Genomic DNA, 24,147 nt, shown 5'->3' with positions numbered 1-24,147 from the left:
TCAGGAGGGAAAAGGCTGAAGTGAATACCCCGTATGAATCTATTAAATATTGACTGGGTTACAGGAGATTAGATTGCTAAAAAATGGCCATCTCACTTTGGGCCATTTCATGTATAATCAGCTCAGCGATGGCCCACCGGCTATCGACAAAAAAAATGCCGTCTGCTTCTTAGGCAAACGGACAAGCCAGATGGTTTTCAGCCATCCTTCAAATAATTACTTGACTTCAGATTAACACCGTTTAGCCGCTATTAGCCTGCTCTAAGCCTGCTCTAAGCCTGCTCTAAGCCTGCAAATAGCCGACTAGCCAAATATTCAGGCTACGGAATAATTTTCAAAAGCTTGTCCTAACTACCCGAAAGAGCAAGACGGCGACACCCCTCTTCTACAGGAGTACCGCCGCAAATGTCTTGCAACAATCATAGCACGGTATCTACACCGCAAAACCGTAGATTAGAAAATTTTCCTGCTCCTCTTCACGGGTGGGAAGCTTGCACCCAGTTCTTATCAGCCATTGCCCACACCGGCCCCATCTGGATTAAGGCATCTTGGGATTTGCGGACACCCCCGCCCCATGACTGGCCACTAAAAAAAGACGGCTCCCCGGTCAACCACGTCTACACCGGCACCGTAAACAAGACAGGCTTTTCCCTAACCCTCTGCGAATACGTCGGCAGGGACGAGAACAGTAACTCAATCTGGCAACCAACCGGGCAGCACTATAGCGACGGCTTTACTCACTGCCTCGACTTGAGCCACGCCGGCGCAACGATCTACTTTTACCCTAATCAACCACAGGGGGGCATCAGCAACGCCCATGTTACCGGCACAGACCTCGTTTTTTATGAGATTGACGATTTACCCCTCGCTCAGCAGCAGGAAGCCCTAAACCGATTCTGTACGCTCACAGGGTTAGAGCCGACAGCGGTCGTGTTCACCGGCGGCAAGTCCCTGCACGTTTATTTTCGCCTCACTGAAAATGTCAGCCCTAGCGAATGGCAGAGACAAAACCGCAAGCTCACTATCATTCAGAACTCTGACCCTGCGCTCTGTAACCCCGCCCGTGCGATGCGCGTGCCTGGTTTGGTGCGGCGCAAAGTCGTTGACGGTAAGCTGACTGAGCCAGTGCAAATAACCCTAGAGCGTTTCAGCGACGCAGCCTACACCCCAGCAGACTTTGAAGCCTCGCTCAACTCCACCGGGTTATTCCCCCACGGCCTTAGCGATGAGCGCTGGCGGCAATGGCAACGGGCAAAGCGCGATGGCCAAGACACTTCGGCAATTCTGCAAAAGCCTGAGTCGGATCTGGTTCCCAAATGGGTGCCGGCAGTTCGCACCCTGATCAACGATGGGTCAGCCGTACCGCTCGAAAAGCTACTATCCAAGGATGACCAAGCGCTCTACAACAACGGGGCCGGCGAAGGCAACCGCGACAATGCCGGCTACAAGTTTGCCCGAAATGTATTCGCTACCCATGCCCGCGCTCTTGAATTAGGTATCCGAATTATTGGCGACCCACTGCAATACATCGAGGAATATGGCAGTCGGTGTACCCCTCCCCTTCCTGAAAGAGATATCGACCGGATTTACCGCTCAGCAACCCGTGGCAACCCCTCACCCACTTTTAGCGATGAAATCCTCCTAGCGTGTGCAGCGGCCTATCAGCACCGACAAAACACCTCAATCCTCAGTAAACCACCGGGGGAAATCAGCCGCGCCGAGTGGGAGAGCCGACACAAGTTGCAGCAGGACACGAAAAAGCTGGCGAATTTCCTTACCGGCAAACTCAAGGCCCTGCTGCGTAAGAGCAATCGATTCTCCTCTTCTGTGTTTGCCGGCCCCAAGACTCTGCCTCCCATTGCTCAGCCTGAGATTGCCGGCGGATTATTGCCGTATGGCGTGCGGTTGGATGCTGCAGGTAAACGCACATTTCGCTACGAAAAGGGCAATCTACCAACGCTAGATCGCTGGATATGGTTAGGCCGACCTCGCATCCTATGCACATTTGACCTGGCGCAAGTGATGGTTGCCGAGGGCCTAGAGAAGGGATGGAAACACTTCCACGATAGAAGCGGCACAGGTAGCGGCAAGTCTTACCTGTGGGGCGATATCAACCTAGGTCATTTCCCTAGCATTGACCAAGTGATCATGACTACGGGCAACCCAGAGAACCCGACAACCGCACCCACCGAGAAGAACTATGCACGGCTGCCGGCACGGCACAAGGGGCTAGTTTATGAGCACACACACAAAACGCCTAGTGGGAGGTTGCACCGGCGTCGAGCGAAAACAGGCGAGAACCCTGACATTCCCGGGAACTGTCCTGAAACCGACACATTCCGCAAGTTTGACGAGCGCGGTGTCATCATGCGCGGTGGCAAAGGTTCGGCGGTGTGCGAATCGTGCCAACTCTTCGGGTCGAGCTGTGAGTTTATCCCGGCACGCCAACTGACACTAAAGGACGAAACCTGCATTATCTGTCACATCAATCAGGTGCCTGAGAAATTCCCAGAGGGCTGGAATGTTCTCGGCGTCCATGATGAGCCGGGTCAAACCCTGAAAACCACCAGGACTATCCGATTTCCTTGGGAGGGGCTACGGCGCGGGCTTGAGAAAATCCGCTCTCTTGACCCCGGCCTACATAGCTATCTATTCCCTATTTTCATAGCTTGGCAGACAGCCATCCCAGCAAAGATTCATCAGCGCTTTGGGTTGAACTTCATTGAGTTGGTGGAGTCCCTGCCAGTACCGCGATTCATCGCCGGTGACGGGCAGACTAGAGACTTCCTTGAAGCAGGCAAACAGGCTGATAAACTCCTTAATCCTCAATTCTCACTATCGGGCATTCAGACGCCCTCACAGAAGCAAAGCTGGATTGATGAGAATATTCACCCTCACTACTTCACCCTGCTGTTTGAGGCGCTCACAGATACCGATAAGCGCTCATGTGTAACCCTCGACCATAACTGGAATTTTACAGTTACCCGCCGTAACTACCACTACCCACGCGTGGCTGAGGCGATGGCCGGTAATGTGTGGTTGGATGCGACTTTATCCACCGGCGACCTAGCCATGAAGATTGGTGCGAAGACTAACGACTTCCTACCCTACGAGATGGTCGCTGAAGATGCGCCGGCGGATGGCAAACCTTACGAAAACTTGACGCTTAAAGTTGTCAATCGCATCGGCAAGTGTGGACGAAACCGGGAAGCCGGTAGCCAGTACACGCAGACTGAAAGGCTAGCAAAACTTGGTGAGACCATCGAACAGCAGATTTTTCAAGCCAACCCCACCGCTTCAAAACCCGCTGTTATTGACTTTAAGGTACACGCGACAGAGGGACAAGGCTATTGGCATAAGGACTCGCGCGGCTCTAACGCTTACCAGGATGCTGACCATCTCATACTTAAGGGCCTGCCAGTGCCGAACCTTGGGGCGATGGCCGCTGAGTACCAAGCGCTCACCGGCAATGCAGTCAGACCCGATGACCTTACCGGCAGCAAGGGCGACTGGGTACATCCTTCACGGCTCATCACACCAAAAACCAGAACCGGCCACAGCATCAGTTACGGGCGATGGGTAGATCGACAAGTTGTAGCTGAAGTGATTCAAGCAATTGGGCGGCTACGAGCTAACCGCACAGACAAGGCAAAGACGTGCTGGTTAATTAGCGATGACTATGACGCCTCAGTCGTTGCCAAGCTGCAGCGGGCATTTCCTGGTTGCACAGTCGAGGTCATGGCTGCGTCTGACATCTGCGTTGAAGCCGCACCAAAGGGTGAGCAGACAAAGTTAGCGGTGATTGAAGCTGGCTGGCATCTGCTCAAGGCCGGCAAAGCAGTGACTACTGGCGCAGTCGCAAAACTTGCCGACATCTCGCGCTCTCGTGTTAGCCAAATTGTTAGCTCTAATGGGGGTTTCAGCCAACTTCAGGGGGTGTTAGAAACCCTATATAGCTTCTATATAGGAAAACTAACACCCTCAGAGCTGAGTAAGGACGCCCGCTTTGTGGCGCAAACTTGGCTACCGGATATTGCTGCACAGATAGCTGCCGGCGAAGAAGTAGATGTTATAGCCGAGCTTGCCTACATCCGCGACGGCTTTGGCACACGCACTTATATGGCCATACTCGCCAGCACTCCGATTAGGGCGATTGGCAAGCTCTTTGAATGGGCACTTCTTCGCCTACCGCCGGCCATTCTCCGAGATATAGGGGAAGCCGAGCCGATTCTTGCCTAAGAAAAACCCCGCTTCCAACGGGGCGACCAAACAATAACCACTTAAACAATATGTCACTTCATCTCTTCCCAACAGGCGGACGCGACGGCGTTCAGCTTGACTTTTTGCAATCTTTCACCCCTCAAAACCACCGCAAAGCCCTAGAACTGCGTGATTACCAAAAGACAATGAAGAGTGAAATCTACCAGCTCATCAAACCATCGTCGGGTGAACCAGGGGTTAAGCGAATTTTGGTATACTCACCCACCGGCAGTGGCAAAACGTTGGTACTCTCCTCAATTGCCCAAGACGCACTATCAAAAAGCCGAGCCGCTCTCATAATTGTTCATAGAGATTTTTTAATTGAGCAGAGTCTCAGCACCCTTTGCAACTTAGGAGTTGTGCGAGAACACATTGGGGTTATAAAAGCCGGCTACCCAGAAAATACTGAGCGACCTCTGCAACTCGCTAGCATCCAAACCCTAATCAGAAGAAGAGATGCACTCCCTTGCGGCATTGGCCTTGTCATTGTTGATGAGTGCCATTCAGTCGCATTTCACAAAGAGTATAAGCGGATAAAGGAAGCCAATCCCAAGGCGATTCACTTAGGGTTCAGCGCCTCGCCTTGGCGCTTAAAACCACACACAGAGTATTTTGGATTGCATTATCAAGCCATCGTGCGCGGCCCATCAATTGCTTGGCTCATCAAGCGCGGGTATCTTTCTCGCGTTCGCTACTTTGCCAAGGGCGGAGTTGCCGACATCAGTCAACTCGAAACTAACCGCGAAGGGGATTTCAAGGAACGACAAATGGAGAAAGAGTTCATTCGCTCCCAAGTCCCCCAAGTCGTCGTTGAGCGACTGTTAGAGCGGGCTAATGGGCGCACCGGCATCATTTTCAACGCAGGCCGTGAACAATCCATTCTACAAACCCGGCTGCTCAATGATGCAGGTATATCCTGCGCTCACGTTGATGCCCACACTCCAACTGATGAGCGCCGACGAATCTATCAGCAACTAGAGACCGGCATCCTGCGCTGTATTTCATCCATCGGCTGTTTAACTGAAGGGTTCGATGTGAAGTCTATCAGCTTCATTGTTCTTGCCCGTGCCACAAAATCTCGTGCCCTCTACGTGCAGATGGCAGGTCGTGGCATCCGCAGCGCACTGGATAAAGACGATTGTTTGCTCCTTGATTTTGGGGGAAATATCAAGCGCTTAGGATTTCTCACTAGCAATTGGGAAATTACCCTCGAACCAAAGCCCAAAGCTGAGGGCGAAGTCGGAACCAAGGAATGTCCAGTTTGTGGTTGTATTTGCCACAACTTTGTGAGAATTTGCCCAGATTGCGGCTATGAATTCAGTGGTGAAAAAGATGTAGAACCCGGTGCTTATGAGAAAGAGTTTGGAGAGATATTTGACCCCCAAACCCGTGAGCTAGTGAAGTATACTCGCGCCCAACGCAAAATGCGCTATACCAAAAATCAGCCTCCCGACAGACTTTGGGAAGTTTTTAAGGAGAAGTATGGGCGTGATACTTTTCTCATTAATGATTGGCTAAAAGGTGCTATTTTCGCCGGCAAGAAAACCCGCGCTAATTTCCAGCAGCTCTTAGATTATCTCGACGCGCTTAAGCGGGACAACTCCGAGAAATCAGAGCAATGGGTGCGGTTTCATCTTGGCTTAGAGTTTGGGGCACTTCCTAGCTCAATCCCCAGGATTTGTTGCTGGCAGTTGCTTGAGGTTCATAATCTGAGCAGCGAGGCTGAAATCAAGGAAGCCTACCGCAATGCTCTACGAAAAATTGACATTGAGGCAGATGAAGCTGAACAAATCGACCTTCTCAATTGGGCATTAGATAAAGCGCTGAGACGGAGCCGGCCATAGAACACAGCGCTCAACGAGGTCACGCATGGGCGTGGCCTTGTTAAATTTCTACGTCCTCAAAGCTAATGAGAAGAAATTAGAGGACAGCAATTAGGTTGAATCTGTACAGCGCCTTTCAATTCAAGCATCCTTTTTGGTATTGGAGATAAGAATCTGGAAAACCAGAAAACCAGATACCCATAAAACATCCTTTCTGGTTATACTAGGCTCAGCAGTGCTTCTGCGTCATCTGTGTGTATTCTTGTGAGCAGCCTCATCTGAGTCTGAATACCAGATATCCAAATATCTGCCTTACCAGAAAACCAGAAAACCAAATAGCCAGATAACAATCGTGAAAATATTGACAGTCACAGGGTACAAAGGGGGGGTCGGCAAAAGTACAACCGCTGTCCATCTAGCAACCTACTTTAGCGAAAAAGGAAAAACCGTTCTAGTTGACGGTGACCCTAACCGCACCTCAGTCGGGTGGGCGTCTCGTGGCTCTTTACCCTTCACTGTTGCTGATGAACGGCAGGCGATGCGCTTAGTCCCTGGAGCAAACTACGTGATCATCGATACGCCAGCGCGTCCTAACTCAGACGATCTAAAAGAACTTGCTAAGGGGTGTGATTTGTTGGTTCTACCGACAGCCCCTGATGTCTTGAGCCTACAGCCCATGCTCGAAACCGCTCGCGATTTAGGGACTGCCCAGTATCGAGCTTTGTTAACGATTGTTCCCCCTTACCCATCCCGTGAGGGAGAGCTGATGCGTAAAGACCTCAAAGATGGAGGGGTGCCCGTATTTGAAACAATGATTCGTCGGACTGTTGGGTTTGCCAAAGCAGCACTGGCGGGTCTGCCAATTCGGGATCTTAACGAAGAACGCATTAAAGCAGCCTGGGCCGATTATCAAGCGCTCGGTGACGAAATTATGGAGGTACTCAAATGAGTGGTAAATACGGGGATTTAATCAAGCAAGCCAGAAAACCAGAAAACCAGGAACCCAGAAAAACAGAAGTTGAAGAAGCGGCAACGCAACCGGAAGTCAACCTCTGTATTAAGGTGCCTGTCTCGTTACGCCGGCATTGGTCAGCTGAGGCTAAACGCACGGGTGTGACAATGACAAGCGTGATCGTTGAAGCGCTAAAAGCCAGATTTGGAGAACCGGAATAAAACCAGAAGACCAGAAAACCAGCTTTCTGGTCTTCTGGTTATCCATTGAATGCAGTCAGGCTGTTCTTGCTACTTAGCCTCTGGTTAAAATGAACCGCTTTATTTACTCCAGATGCCAGAAATAGCTGGAGGAGGGGATAACCAGCACAAATTCATTCACTGCATCATATTGGTCAGAATTTGCTACATAAACCCAAAAGAAAGCCTTGTCTAAAGAAAAAATTAGGCCGATGAACCTGTTGATAATCGTCGTCTTGCCAGTGGAAAATCTGTAGCTGTTTAGCCGGCAAAACTAGACTTCAGGCACTCTTTTGGGTTTATATAGCTCTTTTCTCTCAATCGTCTGATAAATAACTCAGCCTGACTTCCCGGTTGTAATGCAACCGTGCTTCTATCGTTTTGAACTGTTCCCAATTGATCCCCAGCACCCACTTGTCCTATGGCTATGGGGCAGATTTTCTAACGGTAGGTTCATCATATAGCAGTTTTATTGGAGACGTGAAATGTTGACAGGGCAGGGGAGACAAGGAAGATAAGGCAGAGATGTTTGACAAATCATTGAGGCTGGCTATCGCCTGATACCTAATGGTCATATCTATAAATATCAAGTTACTCTGACACTTAATTGCACTCTGATTAAGAAAGGTGGCGACGAGTGTAGGGAATGCCCAACTGTTCCACCGCTTTACGCTTGACTTCCTCACCCCGCCGGTCATACTTAGCCGTTGTCACAGGTGAAGCATGACCCGCGAGTTTCTGTACCGTCACAATATCAGTCCCTGCATCCAACAAATCTGAACAGAACGTTCTGCGAAAATCATGAGGCGAGAACGACTCCACCCCCGCCTCAGCGGCACGTTTCCTGAGAATCAAAAGCACTGCTTGGGGAGTCATGCGTCTGGGCTGTATCTTTCCCCCCTTACGAATGGGACATAACAAAGGGCCGGGTTTCTTCCCTCTAATCGTCAACCAATCTTCCACCACGGTGACTGCCACGCTGGACAGATACACCGTGCGGTCTTTCCCTCCCTTGCCATCGCGGACTTTCAGATCCCCGGTACTCACAGTGAAGTCCCGCAGTTCCAAATTGACCGCTTCTGCCCGACGCAACCCACCGCCGCGTAGGATAGCAATTAATGCAGCGTCCCTAGCTCCCGTAGGGGTGGAGTCGTCCTGGCAAACTTGAAACAGGGCAGCAATTTCATGGGGACTGAGCGCCCTACCTCTAAGTTCTTTTTTGGTTTTAATGCTGGGAAAGTCCACAGCCTTGGCATAGTCAGTTGCATCCATCAAATCCAGTCTCAGCGCTTCCCTCAACACTCGGCGCAGGGCACACAACATTTTATTGGCAGTTGCCGGGGCGAATTGTTGCATCAGCGACGTGCGGATCGCAGCGGTGTGCTGATAGCGCAGGGCTGCCCAGTTGAGGGTGTAAACATCCCCCTGGCCATTCGTGAGCAGTCGGGCGATGGTATTGAGAGCCTGTTCCATAGTAGGTCTAGACCCCGCTGCTAGATGGGCCAGATACACCGCTGCGGGGTGCAGGGTGAGTGGGGGGGGTGTCGTCAACACCAGGGGGGCAACACTCAGGCGGCTCATTTACTTATCAGAAGTATTCTTCTAGAAAGTCATTCTTACACAATTATGACTGCCTACAAATCAGCAAATTCGCCCATCCCCACAATCTCCTAAACTCACTCTTCTACGGGATGAAACATTTCTCCTTCCCGTCTCCAAAGTCGTTTGCCCGGATCTCGGTGTCTGCACCATTGCTGAAATTCAGTTTCTCCTTTGCTCGCCACATCTAACAGCAGTTCTGAACTCACCCCCATTCTGCGTGCAAGTTCCTCACGGCTAAGGGATTGCAACATGGGATGAGGTTGGGATGCGCTCCCTTTGCGCTGTGCTGGGCGAGTTTGTGCTAATTGCTCCAAAACGCCGATCCTCGAAAGCACTTGTTGCATTTGGGTTTTCAATGCGGCCACCTCCGCTTCTACATCCGGGTGTGCGTTGGGTGTGTCAAAGAATTGCTTCACCATTCGCACCAGTGCTGCACTCTCGCTGATGTGTTCCCGTTCCATGTACTCACGCAACTGGGTGTAATAGTCCTTGGGCAAATACCCGACAATTCGCTTGTTCTCTGTGGCCATTGATATGCCGGCGTTGGGATTGATAGCATATTTTAGCTCGTGAGTGTGCCGTTAGTTGTTACGAGGGTGGACGTGAGGGTGGGTAACAGATGGCATTTTTTAGCACGTAGCGGCACACTTAAGGAATGGAATCACGATTGCTTTGTCTACATAACCTACGATATCAATCGCCTGCTAGTAGCTATGCACCTGTCTTTATCGGATAGAGAGGTGCAATGATGACTTGGGAAGTGGAGAATATTGTAAGAAAGTATGCTCTAAAATCTGGTTTGAAAAAGCTCAATCCTCACATACTAAGACGCACCTTTATAAGCAATCTGATAGAGCAGAGGCCGTTGCATAATGGAAATATAAATTGAGGTCAATTGAGGATGCATTGCCCGGAATGCGGTTGCACCCATATCCGTAAAAATGGGAAGAAACAAGGTAAACAAAATCACATTTGTGTAGCTTGTGGTCGCCAATTCATCGAGAGCTACGAATCAGCGAAAGGTTACTCAGATCAAGTTAAGCGAGAATGCCTGAAAATGTATGTTAACGGCATGGGCTTTTAGGGTATCGAACGAGTCAAAGGTGTGCATCACACGACGGTGATTACTTGGGTCAAGCGCGTGGGACAACTGCTGCCTGATGCTCACCTACCAGAGACTGTGCCCCTGGTAGGTGAGCTAGATGAATTAGAAACCTTTGTCGGTTCAAAAAAAACAAAATCTGGCTGTGGACGGCGGTTCATCACTTCAAGTAAGGCATTTTAGGCTGGGTCTTAGGCGACCACAGTGCAGAAACGTTCGTCAGAAAATGATCCAAGCGATCAAGTTAGATGGCCTGAAGAAATGCGAAGCGAGTGAACTGTTCAATCTCAGCCGCAACACGATCAACCTATGGTTGCAGTGCAAAGCCCAAACGGGAGATGTAATGGCATTGCCTAACGGACCCCTGGAAACAACCATCCTCGACTGGGAGGAGTTTCGGGCATTTGCCAAGACTCATGGAGATAAAACCCAGGTGGAGATGGCGCAACTATGGCAGGGTGACATTAGTGATAGCGAAGCGCTGCTGCGAAGCGCAGATCTCACAATCTCACGAGCGTTGAAGAAAATTGGGTTCACGCGAAAAAAAGACCTACGGCTACCTCGAGCGGGATGAATCAAAACGGCAAACCTTCATAGAGCAGTTGGCTAAGTGGGCAGATGGAACGATTGTTTATGTGGATGAAGCAGGCATGGACAACCCTTGAAGACTACGGTTATGGCTGGAATGAGAGAGGACAACGGTTTGATGCCTTGAAGTTAGGACGACGATAGGGGCGAGTGAATATGATTGCCGCTGTCCAATGCCTTGGGTAACTGATGGCTCCGCAATACCCATCGAAGGAGCCTGTAATCGAACTGTATTTGAGATTTGGCTAGAAACTTGTCTGATTCTGATGCTGAAACCGGAGCAGGTAGTGGTCATGGATAATGCCACCTTTCATAAAGGGGGGCGGACCCTTGCAACTGATTCAGGAAGCCGGTCGCCAGTTACTGTACTTGCCAGCTATTCACCGGACTTCAATAAGATTGAGCGATGCTGGTCTTGGCTCAAAAGTCGGTACGCCACGCAACTCGACCAGTTTGATTGTCTACGCGATGCGATGGAACCCGTCCTACACCTAGTATCTTAACCGCCAAGGCGGTTGCTATAATACACAACCTCTAGAGGTTGTGTGTAAGCTCTAAAAATTTTTAGAATTTAAGAATTAACAGCAATTCAGTGATAGAATTCAAGAAAATCGATGGAACAGTTTAATGATGAACCTTACCCCTTATCGATCGAATAAATCGTTAGTTACTTGGAGTGAAGACGAGAGTATTTCCTATGGTTATGCTATTGGAAAAAGCCTCGGCTTCCTTGGGAATATGGTTAGGCTGGTTTTTTTACTAGCACTCTTAGGAGTTGCCTCTGTTGTTTGGCTTTGGGTTGCTAGCTTTCGTAGTGGTTGGAGATTTTGGAGTTGGCTAAATGCTCAACCCAATGACCAAACAGTTATCGCAACAAATGTGGTCTACCACTTCATTATTATGCTAGTATCTCCTTTTGCCCTATTTGCCAGTTGGTCTCAAAAACACCTCCAGCAATGGTTGGGAATCTCATTTCCCTCGGAAATCGACTTGCGCTCTACCATTGAAGAACAATTGGGTTTTAAATTAGGCGATGCAGTTTCCTGTTTCCCCTCATCTACCCAAAAATCCTCTGATACTTGAACGTTTTCTAAAAGGGTTTAGTCATCTTTTGTTACCCTGATGAGAGAAAAATATAAGTTAAAGGGTGAGAAGCTTTCCCAATGCACGGTTTAGCAATTGCTTTCCTAAGAAAAATGTTGAAACATAGCCTAGTTGGTAAAAAGCCCTTAGTATAAAATTTCAGATTTCTCTCTGCTGAAAGTGACAAAAGAGGGAGAGACTGGCTCTTCCCGAGAGGCGATCACACCATTCCTCTTTTGTCACTTTCCGGGAGGGCAATCTATAGAAGCTTCATCAATCGATTAATACAAGCTATCCTATTAGAAAAAATTGGCTGTTGTATTTATTTTTAGAAAAAAAATCTGGTGATCGCTTAGTAGACAAAAGCTCTAGAATTCAGAAATGGAAAATTTCTTCGGAGAGTGACAGAAGAAGGCTATGCCCTAGCTTTCTCAATGGCTTCACCACTCGATCCTGGGTTAGATAATTCACCTGAAGTAGAAGCCAAACTTGTAGCTTTTTTTGGCACTTCGTCAGCAAGTTCCGCGAGTGTACGAAGCAAATTTGCCATAAACCCGAGAATAAATGCCAAAGTAACAGGAACTACAATCAGCAAGAAGATGATCGAATGCATAATCCGGTCTCCACATCAAATGCTTCTAATTATACAACGCACTCATCGAAACACCAATATAATTCTGTAAAATAAACTAATATTAAGTTTTGATAGGAAATATAGATAAAAAATAAAAATAATATTAAGTTTTGAGGAAAAATATAGATAAAAAATATAATAGGATAATTGTAAAGTGGCAATCAGGTATTATATAGTCTAGATTCAGAATCAAAACTGTTTATCAAACTCAAGTTTAAGCTTTTATCTGGACAATTTCCAAATAATTGACTAAAAAATAAGCAGATGATTATCTGTAATGATTAGGGTGTGGACAAGCCATGTTTTTAGCACGATAAAAGCCCTATTTATAAGCGAAGGATTACTGCCTCGTGACGACTTTCCCTGGTTCCCCAAAATTACCCAAGGGTGCGATCGTAACTGTCGATTCATCTACAAATAGGGTGGTCAGCACAGTCACATTCCAGTACAATCCAGAAACCCTGACACGAACCCTAAAGCCGCAAGTAGCGAGTGGAGATGGAGAAGAGGGTGCTAAAGCTGAAGCTTTGCGCGTAAAAGGAATGCCTGTAGAAACCATCAAGCTCGATGTTGAACTTGATGCGACTGATCAACTTGAACATGCTGAAAAAAACGCGGTTGAATTGGGTATCTATCCTCAACTCTCTGCATTGGAAACCTTAATTTATCCCCAAAGCACACAAGTAGTTTCCAATATGCAGCAATCAGAGAAGGGTATGACCGAAATGGTGCCAATGGAAGCTCCTATGACTTTGCTCGTGTGGGGTAATAAACGGGTACTCCCTGTTCGTCTAACTGATTTCAGTATTACTGAAGAAGCGTATGACGTTAACCTCAACCCAATTCGGGCCAAGGTATCCCTCAGTTTGCGAGTTTTGAACTACAACGATCTACCCTGGGGAAAACCGGGAGCTAAATTATTTCTGGCACATCACAAAAGTAAAGAACGTATGGCAGTTAAAGGCAGTGTTAGCAATCCATCTGCCCTCACAGGTGTCAATATTAATCAACGTCTTTAAGACATTTACCTATTCATTTTTGACTCCCTACTTAATTTAAAGATTATGTTTGAGCATACTAGCCGCTACTACAACTTAGAAACAGCGCAATACACTACCGCTGATGGGGGTAAAATCGCATACAAACGCCGTCGTTTTTTAGCGCAAGGACAAGCGATGCCACTATTACAAGAAGTTATAGTGGTAGAAGGCGATCGCTTAGATTTAATTACTCATAATACGCTGGGTGATGCTGAGCAATTTTGGCAGGTGTGTGATGCTAATAACACCCTAAATCCAACCGAACTCATCGCTGAAATTGGAAAGACAATCCGAATTCCAATGCCGCAGGTTTGAGGAGGTTGCAATGCCGCTGGGAATTAATCTCACTCTTTTAATTGGTACTAATCAACCTAAACCTGCTCCTCAGTTGCTGATGGAAGCGATTCAAAGTGTTGAAGTCAATTGTAGTGATGAAGGGTCTTCTGGTTTTCAAGTTATCTTTCAAGTGGGTCGCGCTGGACGCAATGATTTGCAGGACGATCAACTGCTAAAAAATCCTTTGTTAAATGTTTTTAATCGGGTAATTTTAATCATGACGTTAGGAGCTAATGCTCAAGTCCTGATGGATGGCATCATTACAAACCAGCAGTTTTCACCGAGTATGACACCAGGGGGTTCCACGTTCACCATTACGGGTGAAGATGTCAGCGTCATGATGGATTTAGAAGAGAAATCAGTGGAACACACTGCCCAGGATGAAGCGACGACCGCTCGTCTTTTAATTGGTAATTATTCCAAATACGGTTTGATTCCCAAAGTGGTGAATCCCCCCCTGCGAGATCAACCGACTCGCAATGAACGGATTCCCTCTCAACAAGGCACCGATCTAGAGTATCTTAGAGCGATCGCACAACGCTTTGCTTACGTCTTCTACGTCATGCCCGGCCCCGCATCCGGTAGTAACATCGCCTACTGGGGGCCGCCACAGCGCCAAGGTCAAGCCCAGAAGGCATTAACCGTTAATATGGGTTCCTTCAGTAATGTTGACTCAATCAACTTTCAGAATAATGCCCTTGCAGTGACAGCCGTAGAGGGAAGCGTTCAAGACCGCAAAACGAACAAAATTCGACCCGTACAGGAATATAGCAGCGATCGCCCCCAATTAGCCAAGCAAGCCGCACTCACTCAGCAAACTCATCGACGCCTCAGACAGTTTCGCCAAACTGGTCGAGAAACCGCCCAGGCAGATGCCCACGCCCAAGCGATAACCGACCGCTCTGTGGATGATGTGGTCACAGTTACAGGGGAACTCGATACCCTGCGATACGGGGCGCTGCTGCAATTACGAGGATTGGTGGGTTTGCGAGGGGTAGGATACAGCTATGACGGCTTCTACTACGTCAAAAGCGTCACCCACAAAATTAGCAGGGGGCAATATAAGCAGAATTTTACCATTACCCGCGAAGGACTCGGAACCACAACACAAAGGGTGCCAATATGAAACAGTTTTTCGGCAAATATCGCGGTAAAGTAGCGGCAAACAAAGACCCCTTAAATTTAGGTCGAATTCAAGTTAGCGTTCCGGCAATCTTTGGAGAGGGACGCCAAAGTTGGGCATTGCCCTGCACTCCGTATGCTGGCAAAGATGTTGGCTTTTTTACCATTCCACCTGTTGATGCCAATGTGTGGGTGGAATTTGAAGGCGGCGACCCCGATTATCCGATTTGGAGTGGTTGTTTTTGGGGGGAAAATGAATTGCCTCAAAATGCCCAAGTTGATGATCCAGTTAAGGTACAGGTGTTTAAAACGGATGGAATTACGATTACTTTAAGTAATTTAGGAAATAACAAAGGGTTGACGGTTGAAGTTGATAAGCCAATAGTAGAAAAACCACTAAAAATGGTCTTTAATGCCGATGGCATCGAACTAAATAATAGCAACAAGACCACGGCTAAACTCATAGCAGAAACCATTGAATTGAAGAATGGGGAATCCTCTACGGTTACGATTGCGAGTGATAGTATTCAACTCAAGGAAAGTGCTATTGAAATTAAACTGACGGCTAATAGTATTGAACTTAACTGTAATCCAGCAACAGTAAAGTTAACAACTTCCTCTGGGATTGAAATCGCAAACACCCCAGCAACAGCAAAGATTAGCTCGTCGGGAATTGAAATGAGTAGTACGCCAGCTAATGTCAAGATTGCATCGTCGGGAATTGAACTGAGTTATCCCATCGCTAATATCAAGCTTTCTCCGATAGGCGTGAATGTGAATAACGGTGCTTTGGAAGTGATGTAAGGAGGTGCTGTCATGCCTGGTTTTCTACTCAACGTTGGTTCTACAGTGATTTGCGCTCATGGAGGACAAGCAAAGCCTACCGTCCCCAATCCCAGAGTGCGGGTGATGGGAATGCCGGTGACAACGCAAGGCCCCCCTTATGCGATTGCCGGTTGTGCCAATCCCCCACCACCTGCTAACGTCGGCCCCTGCATCATTGGCAATTGGGTGGTGGCAGCACTGCGAGTCAGGGTAATGGGAATGTCTGTTCTGATACAAGATAGTCAGGCAATCTGCGTTCCTACTGGTACGCCGCTTACTGTACTTCTCACTCAAACTCGCGTTAGGGGAATGTAACCATGCAGATTAACTATCCCTTGCAAATTGATGGACGCGGACGGGTGGCAGAAACGGATATGGCAACGCACATTCGTCAGTTAGTCGAACAAGTTCTCCTCACCTCACCGGGAGAGAGAGTCAATCGCCCAGACTTTGGCAGTGGGTTGTACCAACTGTTGTTTTCGCCCAACAGCAACGAATTAGCCGCAGCAACTCAGTTTTTAGTTCAGGGCGCATTAGAGCAATGGTTGGGCGATGTGATTGAAGTAGAAGGCATTGACATTGAAACGGTGGAGTCAAAGCTAGAGGTAACCGTCCAGTACGTGATTCGACGCAACCAGCAGCGACAGGTAGCGCAATTTACTCGCGAGGTTTGACATGACTACTCAGTACCGTTGCAATAATCAACAGCGACGGACACTTGTCCGAGAGACAAAGGTTAATGGACGCCCCCGGTTAAATGGGATTGATTACTTAGAGGTAGCATCTGATCGCAAAACACTGCTCGTTTATTTTATCCACCCGCTTGCTGAATCAACTGAAAACAAGCGTGTACCGCTCAATTTAGCTTCTTTAACCGCAGAGAATGTCGTGATTAGCGGTGGAACTCGCTTGCAGGGAGTACAAGTTGAATCCGTGAGTTCCTTTGCCAATATGTTAACCGTGCGAGTGGATCAAGTCGGTGACTTTTCCACCTATACCTTGCGCTTGGTAAAGTCTTCCCCCTCATCAACTCCTCCTGAAGGATTTGACTCCCAACTTGCAGCGATTGATTTTTCCTTTTGGACGGAGGCAATTAGTGAATTTGACTGCCAATCTCCAGAACCCCTAGCAGAAAAAGAACCGCCTCCACCGGTTATTGATTACCTCGCCAAAGACTATGCCAGCTTCTGCCACCTGATGTTAGATCGACTGGCGGTGACAATGCCGCAGTGGCAGGAACGCAACCCGGCAGATTTGGGCATTATGTTGGTAGAACTTTTAGCCTATGCTGCCGATCACTTAAGTTATTACCAAGATGCTGTAGCCACAGAAGCTTATTTGGGGACTGCACGGAAACGGGTGTCTGTGCGTCGTCACGTTCGTCTGCTGGATTACCTGATGCACGAGGGTTGCAATGCACGCGCTTGGGTGGTGATTCGCCTCAATAATCAGGACAATACATCCCAGAGGAAAGGAATAGATGGGATTAAATTACTCGGCCCCAACAAACAGCACAATTGTTCTGGTGTGCGATTTTTAACCAAAACAACTTTAGCCAATGCGGTGCTTCCTGCCGATAAATTCAACACAGCATTGCAAGCGGGTGCCCAAGTTTTTGAATCTCTGCATGACATTACCCTCTATCACTCCTTAGAGACCATCCACTTCTACACTTGGGGAAACGAGCAATGCTACTTGCCGAAAAATTCAACTCAAGTCACCTTACACAATAAAGATGGGTTGCTGTCAAAACGACTCACGCGCAACAGTGTACTGGTTTTAGAAGAAGTGCGGGGATGGGAGACGGGTGAACAGAAGGATACCAATCGGCAGCATCGCCATGTGGTGCGTTTAACTCAAATCGAAGACACAATCGATCCCCTCAATGGCGAGAAAATTGTGGAGGTTGCTTGGGCGGTTGAGGATGCCTTGCCCTTTGATTTGTATATTTCCAACGTCGATGCCCAGGGGAAACCGATTAATGAGATTAGCGTGGCACGGGGTAATGTGGTGCTGGTGGATGCGGGGCGATCGCTTGTTTCAGAAGATTTGCGTGAAAACCCAGGTTGGCAACGGTTTCGCCCTCGCTTAAAAGAAGGGCCACTCACCCAGCAGGGTTATGTGCAAGATCGACAGAGGCAATGGGTAGCCTTCGATCCGACTGCACCTGCGAGTGCGGCAATGCAATGGCAATTACGAGATGCGCGTCCTGCGATCGCACTTTGGGAAAATCAGCTAGGGGAAAACGGTGTACGCTGGGAACCGCAACGAGATTTGCTAATCAGCGATCGCTTTGCTCGTGACTTTGTGGTAGAAGCAGAGGATGATGGACGGGCTTTCCTGCGTTTTGGGGACAATACTTTAGGCAGGAGGCCGCAACCGGATACTCCATTGTATGCCTGTTACCGCATTGGCAATGGTCGTGCGGGTAACGTGGGTGCAGAAGCGATCGCACATATTGTAATCCAACCTGAGAACCTGGAACCCGAAGACCAACTTCGCCAAGAAGACATCCAAACAGCCATTATCGGAGTGCAGAATCCCCTCCCTGCCCTTGGGGGAACCGAACCCGAACCCATCGAACAAGCCCGCCTTTATGCGCCCCAAGCGTTTCGGCAACAGCGACGGGCTGTAACGGAAGCCGACTATGCAGAAATGGCCCAACGTTATCCCGGTGTAAACAAAGCGCTGGCAACACGGCGTTGGACAGGAAGTTGGCACACCATTTTCATCACTGTTGATCGAGAGGGAGGGCGTCCGGTTGATAGCGAATTCCAGCAACAATTAAAGACATTTCTCGAAGAGTTTCGTTTAGCCGGACATGACATTGAAATCGACGCGCCTCGCTTTGTCCCTCTTGATATTGCCATGACGGTACAAATTAAACCCGAATATTTCCGCAGTACCGTGAAAAAAGCCTTGATAGATGTCTTTAGTAATCAGATTTTAGTTAACGGGAAAGAGGGATTCTTTCATCCCGATCGCTTCAGCTTTGGTGAAACCGTTTATCTCAGTCCTGTGGTAGCGGCAGCCATGCAAGTATCCGGGGTGGAATCGGTGAAAGTTAACCTGTTTCAGCGTTGGGGGCAATCCGCCACCGGAGAACTAGAGACGGGAAGAATTGAGTTTGAACGGTTAGAAATTGCCCGTTTAGACAATACCCCCAATGTACCGGAAAGCGGCAGAATCGAGTTTAACTTGGAGGGCGGTTTATGAATTACACACCCGATCCATTCCCAAAGCCAGAAAACCGTCCGGGATTATCGCAAATTGCTTATCGCATTGCCGATTATCGGGGGTTTTTGAATCGGTTATTGAGTCAGTTACCTGCGCGGGAAGGGGGACTGAAAAAACTCACCACTCGCTTGAATGATGATACTGCAATCGCACTTTTAGATGCCTGGGCTGTTGTAGCGGATGTCTTAACCTTTTACCAAGAACGAATTGCCAATGAAGGCTATTTACGCACCGCAACCGAACGCCTTTCTGTTTTAGAACTAGCACGGGCAATTGGTTATGAACTCAATCCAGGCGTTGCTGCCAGCACGTTTCTCACCTTTAATGTTGAAGATGTGCCTGGTTCGCCTAGGGTAGCAACCATTCCTAAAGGGACTCAAATTATGAGTATCCCTAGTAAGAATGAACTCCCCCAAACCTTTGAAACCAGTGAAAATTTTACCGCCTACGCTGACTGGAATGCTCTAACACCGCGTTCCACTCGGCCCCAAAAAATTACCAGCAACACTCGTCAACTCTATCTCAACAGCATCAGCACCCAGTTGCAAGCGGGAGACTTTGTACTACTCATTGACGAAGAGCGAGAAATTCACACTTATCTGCTTCCCCTGACTGAAGTCGTACAAAACTCTCAGGCAGGATATACCCTCGTGCAGTGGGAGGAATCTCTTCCCGAAATTACAACCCCGCTTCGCAATCCCAAAGTGTTCGCTTTCCGTCAACGGGCCAACCTGTTCGGGCATAATGCACCCGATTGGGAACAGATGCCTGCTGAGATTAAATTGGCAGTGATCGCAGATAAGGGTAAGCTTGATTTACTTCAGGGAGGTATCTTCCACACCGAAAATCATGGCGATACCTGGAATGCGGCTAGTAAAGGGTTACCTAATGCAGATATTCTTTGTTTAATTATTCGAGATGGCGTTTTATTTGCGGGTACTGCGGGTAAAGGGATTTTCCGTTCTATGGACAATGGCAACACTTGGGAAGCTGTCAATAATGGTTTAACCAATCTAAATATTCAGGCACTTTATACAGCACCCGACGGGCGCAGTCCCCTGTTTGCTGGTACTCCGGGTGGTGGTGTTTTTCGTTCCAAAGATGGCGGTGAAAATTGGGTTCCTATTAATACTGGGAATGTCCGGGTTGAGGGGCAAGGTAGCACCAACTGGCAATCTGTTAATACCAGGCTGCCTAACAGTATTGTGCGTTCGATTTTAACCTATACGGCTGAGGATTCCTATGGTACAGGAACGCTTTTCATCGAAGGCACCACAGTTACGGGTTATGGTACTGAATTTACAAAAGAACTAAAAACGAGTAACACGATTACTGTCAATGTAGAAGGAGAACCTCAAACCATTGCAGTAAAACAAGTCTTCTCTGATACACTACTCACGATTAACGATCCATTTACACCATCTGTTATACCTTTAGGAACATCCTTTCAACTCTCAACGCCTGTAGAGCGGAGCTATATATTTGTTGGAACTGACGAGGGCATCTATCGTTCACACAATCAAGGAAACGACTGGATCGCCAGAAATTTAACCAATAATGTAGTGTATTCTCTCTTATATAAAAAATCTTACCTTTTTGCAGGAACTGATAAAGGTCTTTATCGCTCTTCAGATCATGGTGAAAGCTGGAACCTTATCCAGCAGGAAGAAAACAACTCATCATCCTTTAATGAAAGAGCTGTATTTGCTCTCATTGCTAATGAAAGTTTTATCTTTGCTGGTACGGATGCTGGTATCTTTTATTCCTCAACACAAGGGAACAAGTGGCAAGCAATCAACATCAGCCAAAATGATAAAAAAAACACATTTAAAATTTATAAAATTCGTTCATTATCAACATACAACTATGATAAAACTTATTATCTTTTTGCGGCTACTGAACAGGGAGTTTTTTGCTTAAAATACACCGATAATGACGTAAAAATAGTTAAAGAATTCCTGATCTTTGGCTACAACAAATTGTATCGAGAATTACAAAACAATCAACTTATAGATTCTGAAACGCTCGATCTATGGTTAGTAAGTCTTGTTTATTACCTCATATCTGGAATAGCAGTTCAATGGACGCAGGTTAGCGAGGGTCTACCAACGCAAGATATGACCGCACTTGCCTGTAATGAGGCGCAGAAACCATTATTTGCTGGCAGCAAATTTGCAGGATTTTTACAATCAGACATTGAAACTCAAACTAAAAATCGAGTAAATAGTATCACACCTCAAACAAATAAGAAAGAAGAATGGCCGGATTTCAAGCTTCAAAGTAACCAAATTGATTTTGATACACTCTATCCTCAGATTTTGCCGAAGAGTTGGATTGTTTTGCTCGATAAGGGTAACTCAATCAATCAAGATAACAATCAACTTACTGTTGCTGTACGCCAAGTTAAAAGCACATCTACAATTACTCAGAATGATTTCGGACTGACTGCCAAAATTATTCGAATTGAACCGAATAAGGCAGTAGAACACTCAGATAAGTTTAAATTGAGATCGACGGTTGTTCTGAGTCGTAGTGAGGAATTGGATTTAGCTAAAGAACGCCTCACGGTGAGCGAGCGCCAACAAGAAATCTTCCAAGATCCAATTCAAGGAAATACCGTTTTCCTGAATCAGTTCGTTCAGGGATTGCAACCGAATCAAACTGTCATTGTCAGTGGTAAGCACCTGCGTGTTCAGCTCAATGATATTGGCGGGGTGTGCCATTTGGGCGCTGAAACCAAGCCAGAATCTATCCGATGGAAAAAGATAAATCGCGGGTTGACGAATTCCCAAGTGCGCTCGCTCGCCAGCAATCCTCAAGGAAACGTCATTTGGGCAGGAACAACTGAAGGTATCTTCCATTCTTTCGACAAGGGGGAATATTGGCAACCCGTTGATAGTTGGGAAAACATCAACAAAACTTTGAAGAAAAAAGAAATTCAGGCATTATTGACCAAACCTAGTAATGATTCTACTCAACCTGATCTGATTTTTGTCGGGACGACTGAAGGCATCTTTCGCTCTAACAATGGCGGGAACCAATGGCAAAAAATTAATCAAGAGCAAGGACTAACTTACACCGATATCCGTGTGATCGCATTCACCTCCCAAAGTAAAACCCTATTGGTAGGAACGATAAATGGTGGAGTGCTCCAGTCTCAAGATGATGGGGAAAACTGGACAACAACCCGTTTAACTGGTACGGATGTGCAAGCGCTGGTAGTGAAGCAATGCACGGATGAACTGATTGCTGGAACCGTGCGAGATGGGGTATTTTATTCCACCAACAACGGCAGCACTTGGCAGCAATTCACCGAGATTCGACAGGGCAAGGGTACGATTTCTAGTGATGGCAACCAAGTTACCTGGATTGGCAGTAACTTTAATCAACAGCTACAACATGGAGATATTATTAATGCTGCCGATCAAAGCCGTACTATCATAGACAGTAATCCTGACAGCAACTCAGTTACCTTTACAGTAGATGAGCCTTTCCGTCCCGATTTGCTGCCAGGCACGGCTTTCACCGTTAATACTGGTTTAACTAATCGGAATATTACAGCAGTTGCGATCGCACAAAATTATCTCTTTGCAGGAACAGCAGGTAGTGGTGTTTTTCGTTCTAAAGATAACGGTGATCGCTGGGAACAAGTTAACACGAATTTGACGGATTTGGAGATTCGTTGCTTAACGGTTGATGCTGATGGGAAGGTGTGGGTGGGAACATCCAAGAGAGGAGTTTTCTATTCCGATAATCAAGGTGAATTATGGACACCTGCCAATACCAACCTAAATAATATAGATGTACAGGCAATCCTCATTCCTCACGGCTCTAAAAACATTTTTGTAGGCGGCATTGGTATTTTATTGTCCCTGGATGGCTTTGAAACTAAACCTGTTCAACGGCGGGACGTAGTACAACTGATAGAACCCCCAACTTCATTGCCAAATACCTCAATTCCCTATCAGCAGTGGAAGGTGATGGACAAGGATGGATTTCAGGGTAATCTCAGGACAACTCAGTACGACGCGATAGGAGTGGAAAGTAGCGATAGCAAGGATGTTGTTTCCCCCCAGCTAACCTTACTTCCCGCAGCAGCAGAGAGTGAGGTTGTCAGTGAAGTGGCGAACATCCAATTGCCTCCCACCGGCCAACAAATGCCTGTTCTAACACTGCAACAGCCTCTGAAATATAGCTACGATCCGGCAACGGTACAAGTCTACGCCAATGTCGTGCAGGCAACGCATGGCCAAACCGTCGAGGAAGTGATAGGAAGTGGCGATGGACATCAAACCAACCAATGTTTCGCCCTGAAAAAACCGCCCCTAACGTATGTACCAACGATAACTGCAAGCGGTGCCAAGAGTACGTTAGAAGTACGGGTTAACGGCGTGCTGTGGCAGGAGGTTCCTTCCCTTTATCCCCTTACTCCCCAAGACCAAAGCTATATTATCCGCATTGAAGATGATGGTACTACAACCGTTACCTTTGGTGATGGCATTCAAGGTGCGCGTCTGCCCAGTGGTAACGAAAATATTACAGCCACTTACCGCAGTGGGATTGGACTTGATGGCAATATTGCCGCAACTCGTCTCAGTTTGCTGAAAACTCGTCCCCAAGGGATTGTACAGGTGAACAATCCCATTCCTGCAACCGGGGCAGCCCCAGCCGAATCTTTAGAAGAAGCGCGGGCTAAAGCGCCTCCCACTGTGCGGACGTTGGATCGAATCGTATCACTGGGCGACTTTGAGGATTTTGCGCGAGGCTTTGCTGGAATTGGTAAAGCGCAAGCCGTTGCTCTCTGGCACGAAGAAAATCACATAGTGCACCTTACGATTGCAGCCGTAGGCGGAGAGAGTGTTCTCCCAGAATCGTCCCTGTACACCAACTTAATAAAAGCGATCAACCAAGCCAGAGATCCACTGCAACAAGTACAGATTGATTCCTACGATCGCATTTTATTCAACCTAGAAGCCCGATTACTCATTAATCCCCGCTATCAACCCGAAGAGGTGAAAAACAAGGTACTTACTGCCCTCAAAACCACCTTTGCCTTCCCTCGACGGCAGTTCGGACAAAACGTTACAGCAGCAGAAGCGGTCGCAACCATGCAAAACGTTGAGGGAGTAATTGCCGTTGATTTAGATGCACTTTATCCCTCCGGACGCAGTAAGGCGCTAGTCCAGTCCCTGCCTGCTTTTCAGGCTCGTTCCGACCCTCGGACGAATCAAGTGTACCCTGCTCAATTGTTATTATTCAATCCTGCTGGAATCAAACTTGTGATCGTGCCTACACTATGACATC

The 24,147-nt window shown here is 47.6% G+C and carries 16 protein-coding genes and 2 pseudogenes; 15 read left to right on the top strand and 3 right to left on the bottom strand.

What is annotated here, in order from left to right:
* The first annotated feature begins 555 nt into the window (after positions 1–555).
* The 4 genes from H6F93_RS00520 to H6F93_RS00505 all read left to right on the top strand — a co-directional run bounded on the left by H6F93_RS00520 (position 556) and on the right by H6F93_RS00505 (position 7,256).
* Positions 556–4,239 carry a primase C-terminal domain-containing protein gene (locus tag H6F93_RS00520; protein ID WP_190678175.1) on the top strand — a complete coding sequence of 1,228 codons (3,684 nt, stop codon included), beginning with the start codon at positions 556–558 and terminating at the stop codon, positions 4,237–4,239.
* 50 nt (positions 4,240–4,289) lie between these two features.
* Positions 4,290–6,104, top strand: coding sequence for a DEAD/DEAH box helicase (locus H6F93_RS00515; RefSeq protein WP_190678172.1), 1,815 nt, complete (start codon positions 4,290–4,292; stop codon positions 6,102–6,104).
* A 331-nt stretch (positions 6,105–6,435) separates the two neighbouring features.
* Positions 6,436–7,032 (top strand): nucleotide-binding protein, encoded by a 597-nt coding sequence (locus H6F93_RS00510; protein ID WP_190678169.1) that lies wholly within the window; start codon positions 6,436–6,438, stop codon positions 7,030–7,032.
* On the top strand, positions 7,029–7,256 hold the full coding sequence (locus H6F93_RS00505) for a hypothetical protein (protein ID WP_190678166.1): 228 nt from the start codon (positions 7,029–7,031) through the stop codon (positions 7,254–7,256). Before H6F93_RS00510 ends, H6F93_RS00505 begins: the two co-directional genes overlap by 4 nt.
* A gap of 636 nt (positions 7,257–7,892) precedes the next feature.
* Here H6F93_RS00505 and H6F93_RS00500 read toward each other — a convergent pair.
* Positions 7,893–8,855: a tyrosine-type recombinase/integrase gene (locus H6F93_RS00500; protein ID WP_190678164.1), complete on the bottom strand. Its 963-nt coding sequence runs from the start codon at positions 8,853–8,855 to the stop codon at positions 7,893–7,895.
* A gap of 95 nt (positions 8,856–8,950) precedes the next feature.
* Positions 8,951–9,406, bottom strand: a complete 456-nt coding sequence (locus H6F93_RS00495) for a hypothetical protein (RefSeq protein WP_190678160.1) — start codon at positions 9,404–9,406, stop codon at positions 8,951–8,953.
* 371 nt (positions 9,407–9,777) lie between these two features.
* On the opposite strand from H6F93_RS00495, the pseudogene H6F93_RS00490 reads away from it, so the two are divergent.
* The 3 genes and pseudogenes from H6F93_RS00490 to H6F93_RS00480 all read left to right on the top strand — a co-directional run.
* A pseudogene (locus H6F93_RS00490) lies at positions 9,778–10,148 on the top strand (IS1 family transposase); the annotation flags it as partial.
* A gap of 56 nt (positions 10,149–10,204) precedes the next feature.
* Positions 10,205–11,069 (top strand): annotated as a pseudogene (locus tag H6F93_RS00485) (IS630 family transposase).
* Between the two features lie 124 nt (positions 11,070–11,193).
* A complete protein-coding gene (locus H6F93_RS00480) occupies positions 11,194–11,649 on the top strand; it encodes a hypothetical protein (protein ID WP_190678157.1) in 456 nt (151 codons plus the stop codon).
* 415 nt (positions 11,650–12,064) lie between these two features.
* On the opposite strand, the gene H6F93_RS00475 is transcribed toward H6F93_RS00480, so the two are convergent.
* Positions 12,065–12,262 (bottom strand): hypothetical protein, encoded by a 198-nt coding sequence (locus H6F93_RS00475; RefSeq protein WP_190678154.1) that lies wholly within the window; start codon positions 12,260–12,262, stop codon positions 12,065–12,067.
* Between the two features lie 371 nt (positions 12,263–12,633).
* On the opposite strand from H6F93_RS00475, the gene H6F93_RS00470 reads away from it, so the two are divergent.
* The 8 genes from H6F93_RS00470 to H6F93_RS00435 are packed head-to-tail and all read left to right on the top strand — an operon-like array spanning position 12,634 to position 24,143.
* Positions 12,634–13,302, top strand: coding sequence for a CIS tube protein (locus H6F93_RS00470; protein ID WP_190678151.1), 669 nt, complete (start codon positions 12,634–12,636; stop codon positions 13,300–13,302).
* A 45-nt stretch (positions 13,303–13,347) separates the two neighbouring features.
* Positions 13,348–13,638, top strand: coding sequence for a LysM peptidoglycan-binding domain-containing protein (locus tag H6F93_RS00465; RefSeq protein WP_190678148.1), 291 nt, complete (start codon positions 13,348–13,350; stop codon positions 13,636–13,638).
* Between the two features lie 10 nt (positions 13,639–13,648).
* Positions 13,649–14,785: a phage late control D family protein gene (locus tag H6F93_RS00460; RefSeq protein WP_190678145.1), complete on the top strand. Its 1,137-nt coding sequence runs from the start codon at positions 13,649–13,651 to the stop codon at positions 14,783–14,785.
* Positions 14,782–15,585 carry a phage baseplate assembly protein V gene (locus tag H6F93_RS00455; protein WP_190678143.1) on the top strand — a complete coding sequence of 268 codons (804 nt, stop codon included), beginning with the start codon at positions 14,782–14,784 and terminating at the stop codon, positions 15,583–15,585. Before H6F93_RS00460 ends, H6F93_RS00455 begins: the two co-directional genes overlap by 4 nt.
* Positions 15,586–15,597: 12 nt before the next feature.
* Positions 15,598–15,921 (top strand): hypothetical protein, encoded by a 324-nt coding sequence (locus H6F93_RS00450; protein ID WP_190678139.1) that lies wholly within the window; start codon positions 15,598–15,600, stop codon positions 15,919–15,921.
* 2 nt (positions 15,922–15,923) lie between these two features.
* Positions 15,924–16,280 carry a GPW/gp25 family protein gene (locus H6F93_RS00445; protein WP_190678136.1) on the top strand — a complete coding sequence of 119 codons (357 nt, stop codon included), beginning with the start codon at positions 15,924–15,926 and terminating at the stop codon, positions 16,278–16,280.
* Position 16,281: 1 nt separating this feature from the next.
* On the top strand, positions 16,282–18,822 hold the full coding sequence (locus H6F93_RS00440) for a putative baseplate assembly protein (protein ID WP_190678132.1): 2,541 nt from the start codon (positions 16,282–16,284) through the stop codon (positions 18,820–18,822).
* Positions 18,819–24,143: a putative baseplate assembly protein gene (locus H6F93_RS00435; RefSeq protein ID WP_524537872.1), complete on the top strand. Its 5,325-nt coding sequence runs from the start codon at positions 18,819–18,821 to the stop codon at positions 24,141–24,143. Before H6F93_RS00440 ends, H6F93_RS00435 begins: the two co-directional genes overlap by 4 nt.
* Positions 24,144–24,147 lie beyond the last annotated feature (4 nt).

It is taken from the genome of Leptolyngbya sp. FACHB-671 (assembly GCF_014695745.1).
Taxonomy (GTDB): domain Bacteria; phylum Cyanobacteriota; class Cyanobacteriia; order Elainellales; family Elainellaceae; genus JAAUTN01.
This window is presented reverse-complemented; position numbering and strand designations above follow the sequence as displayed.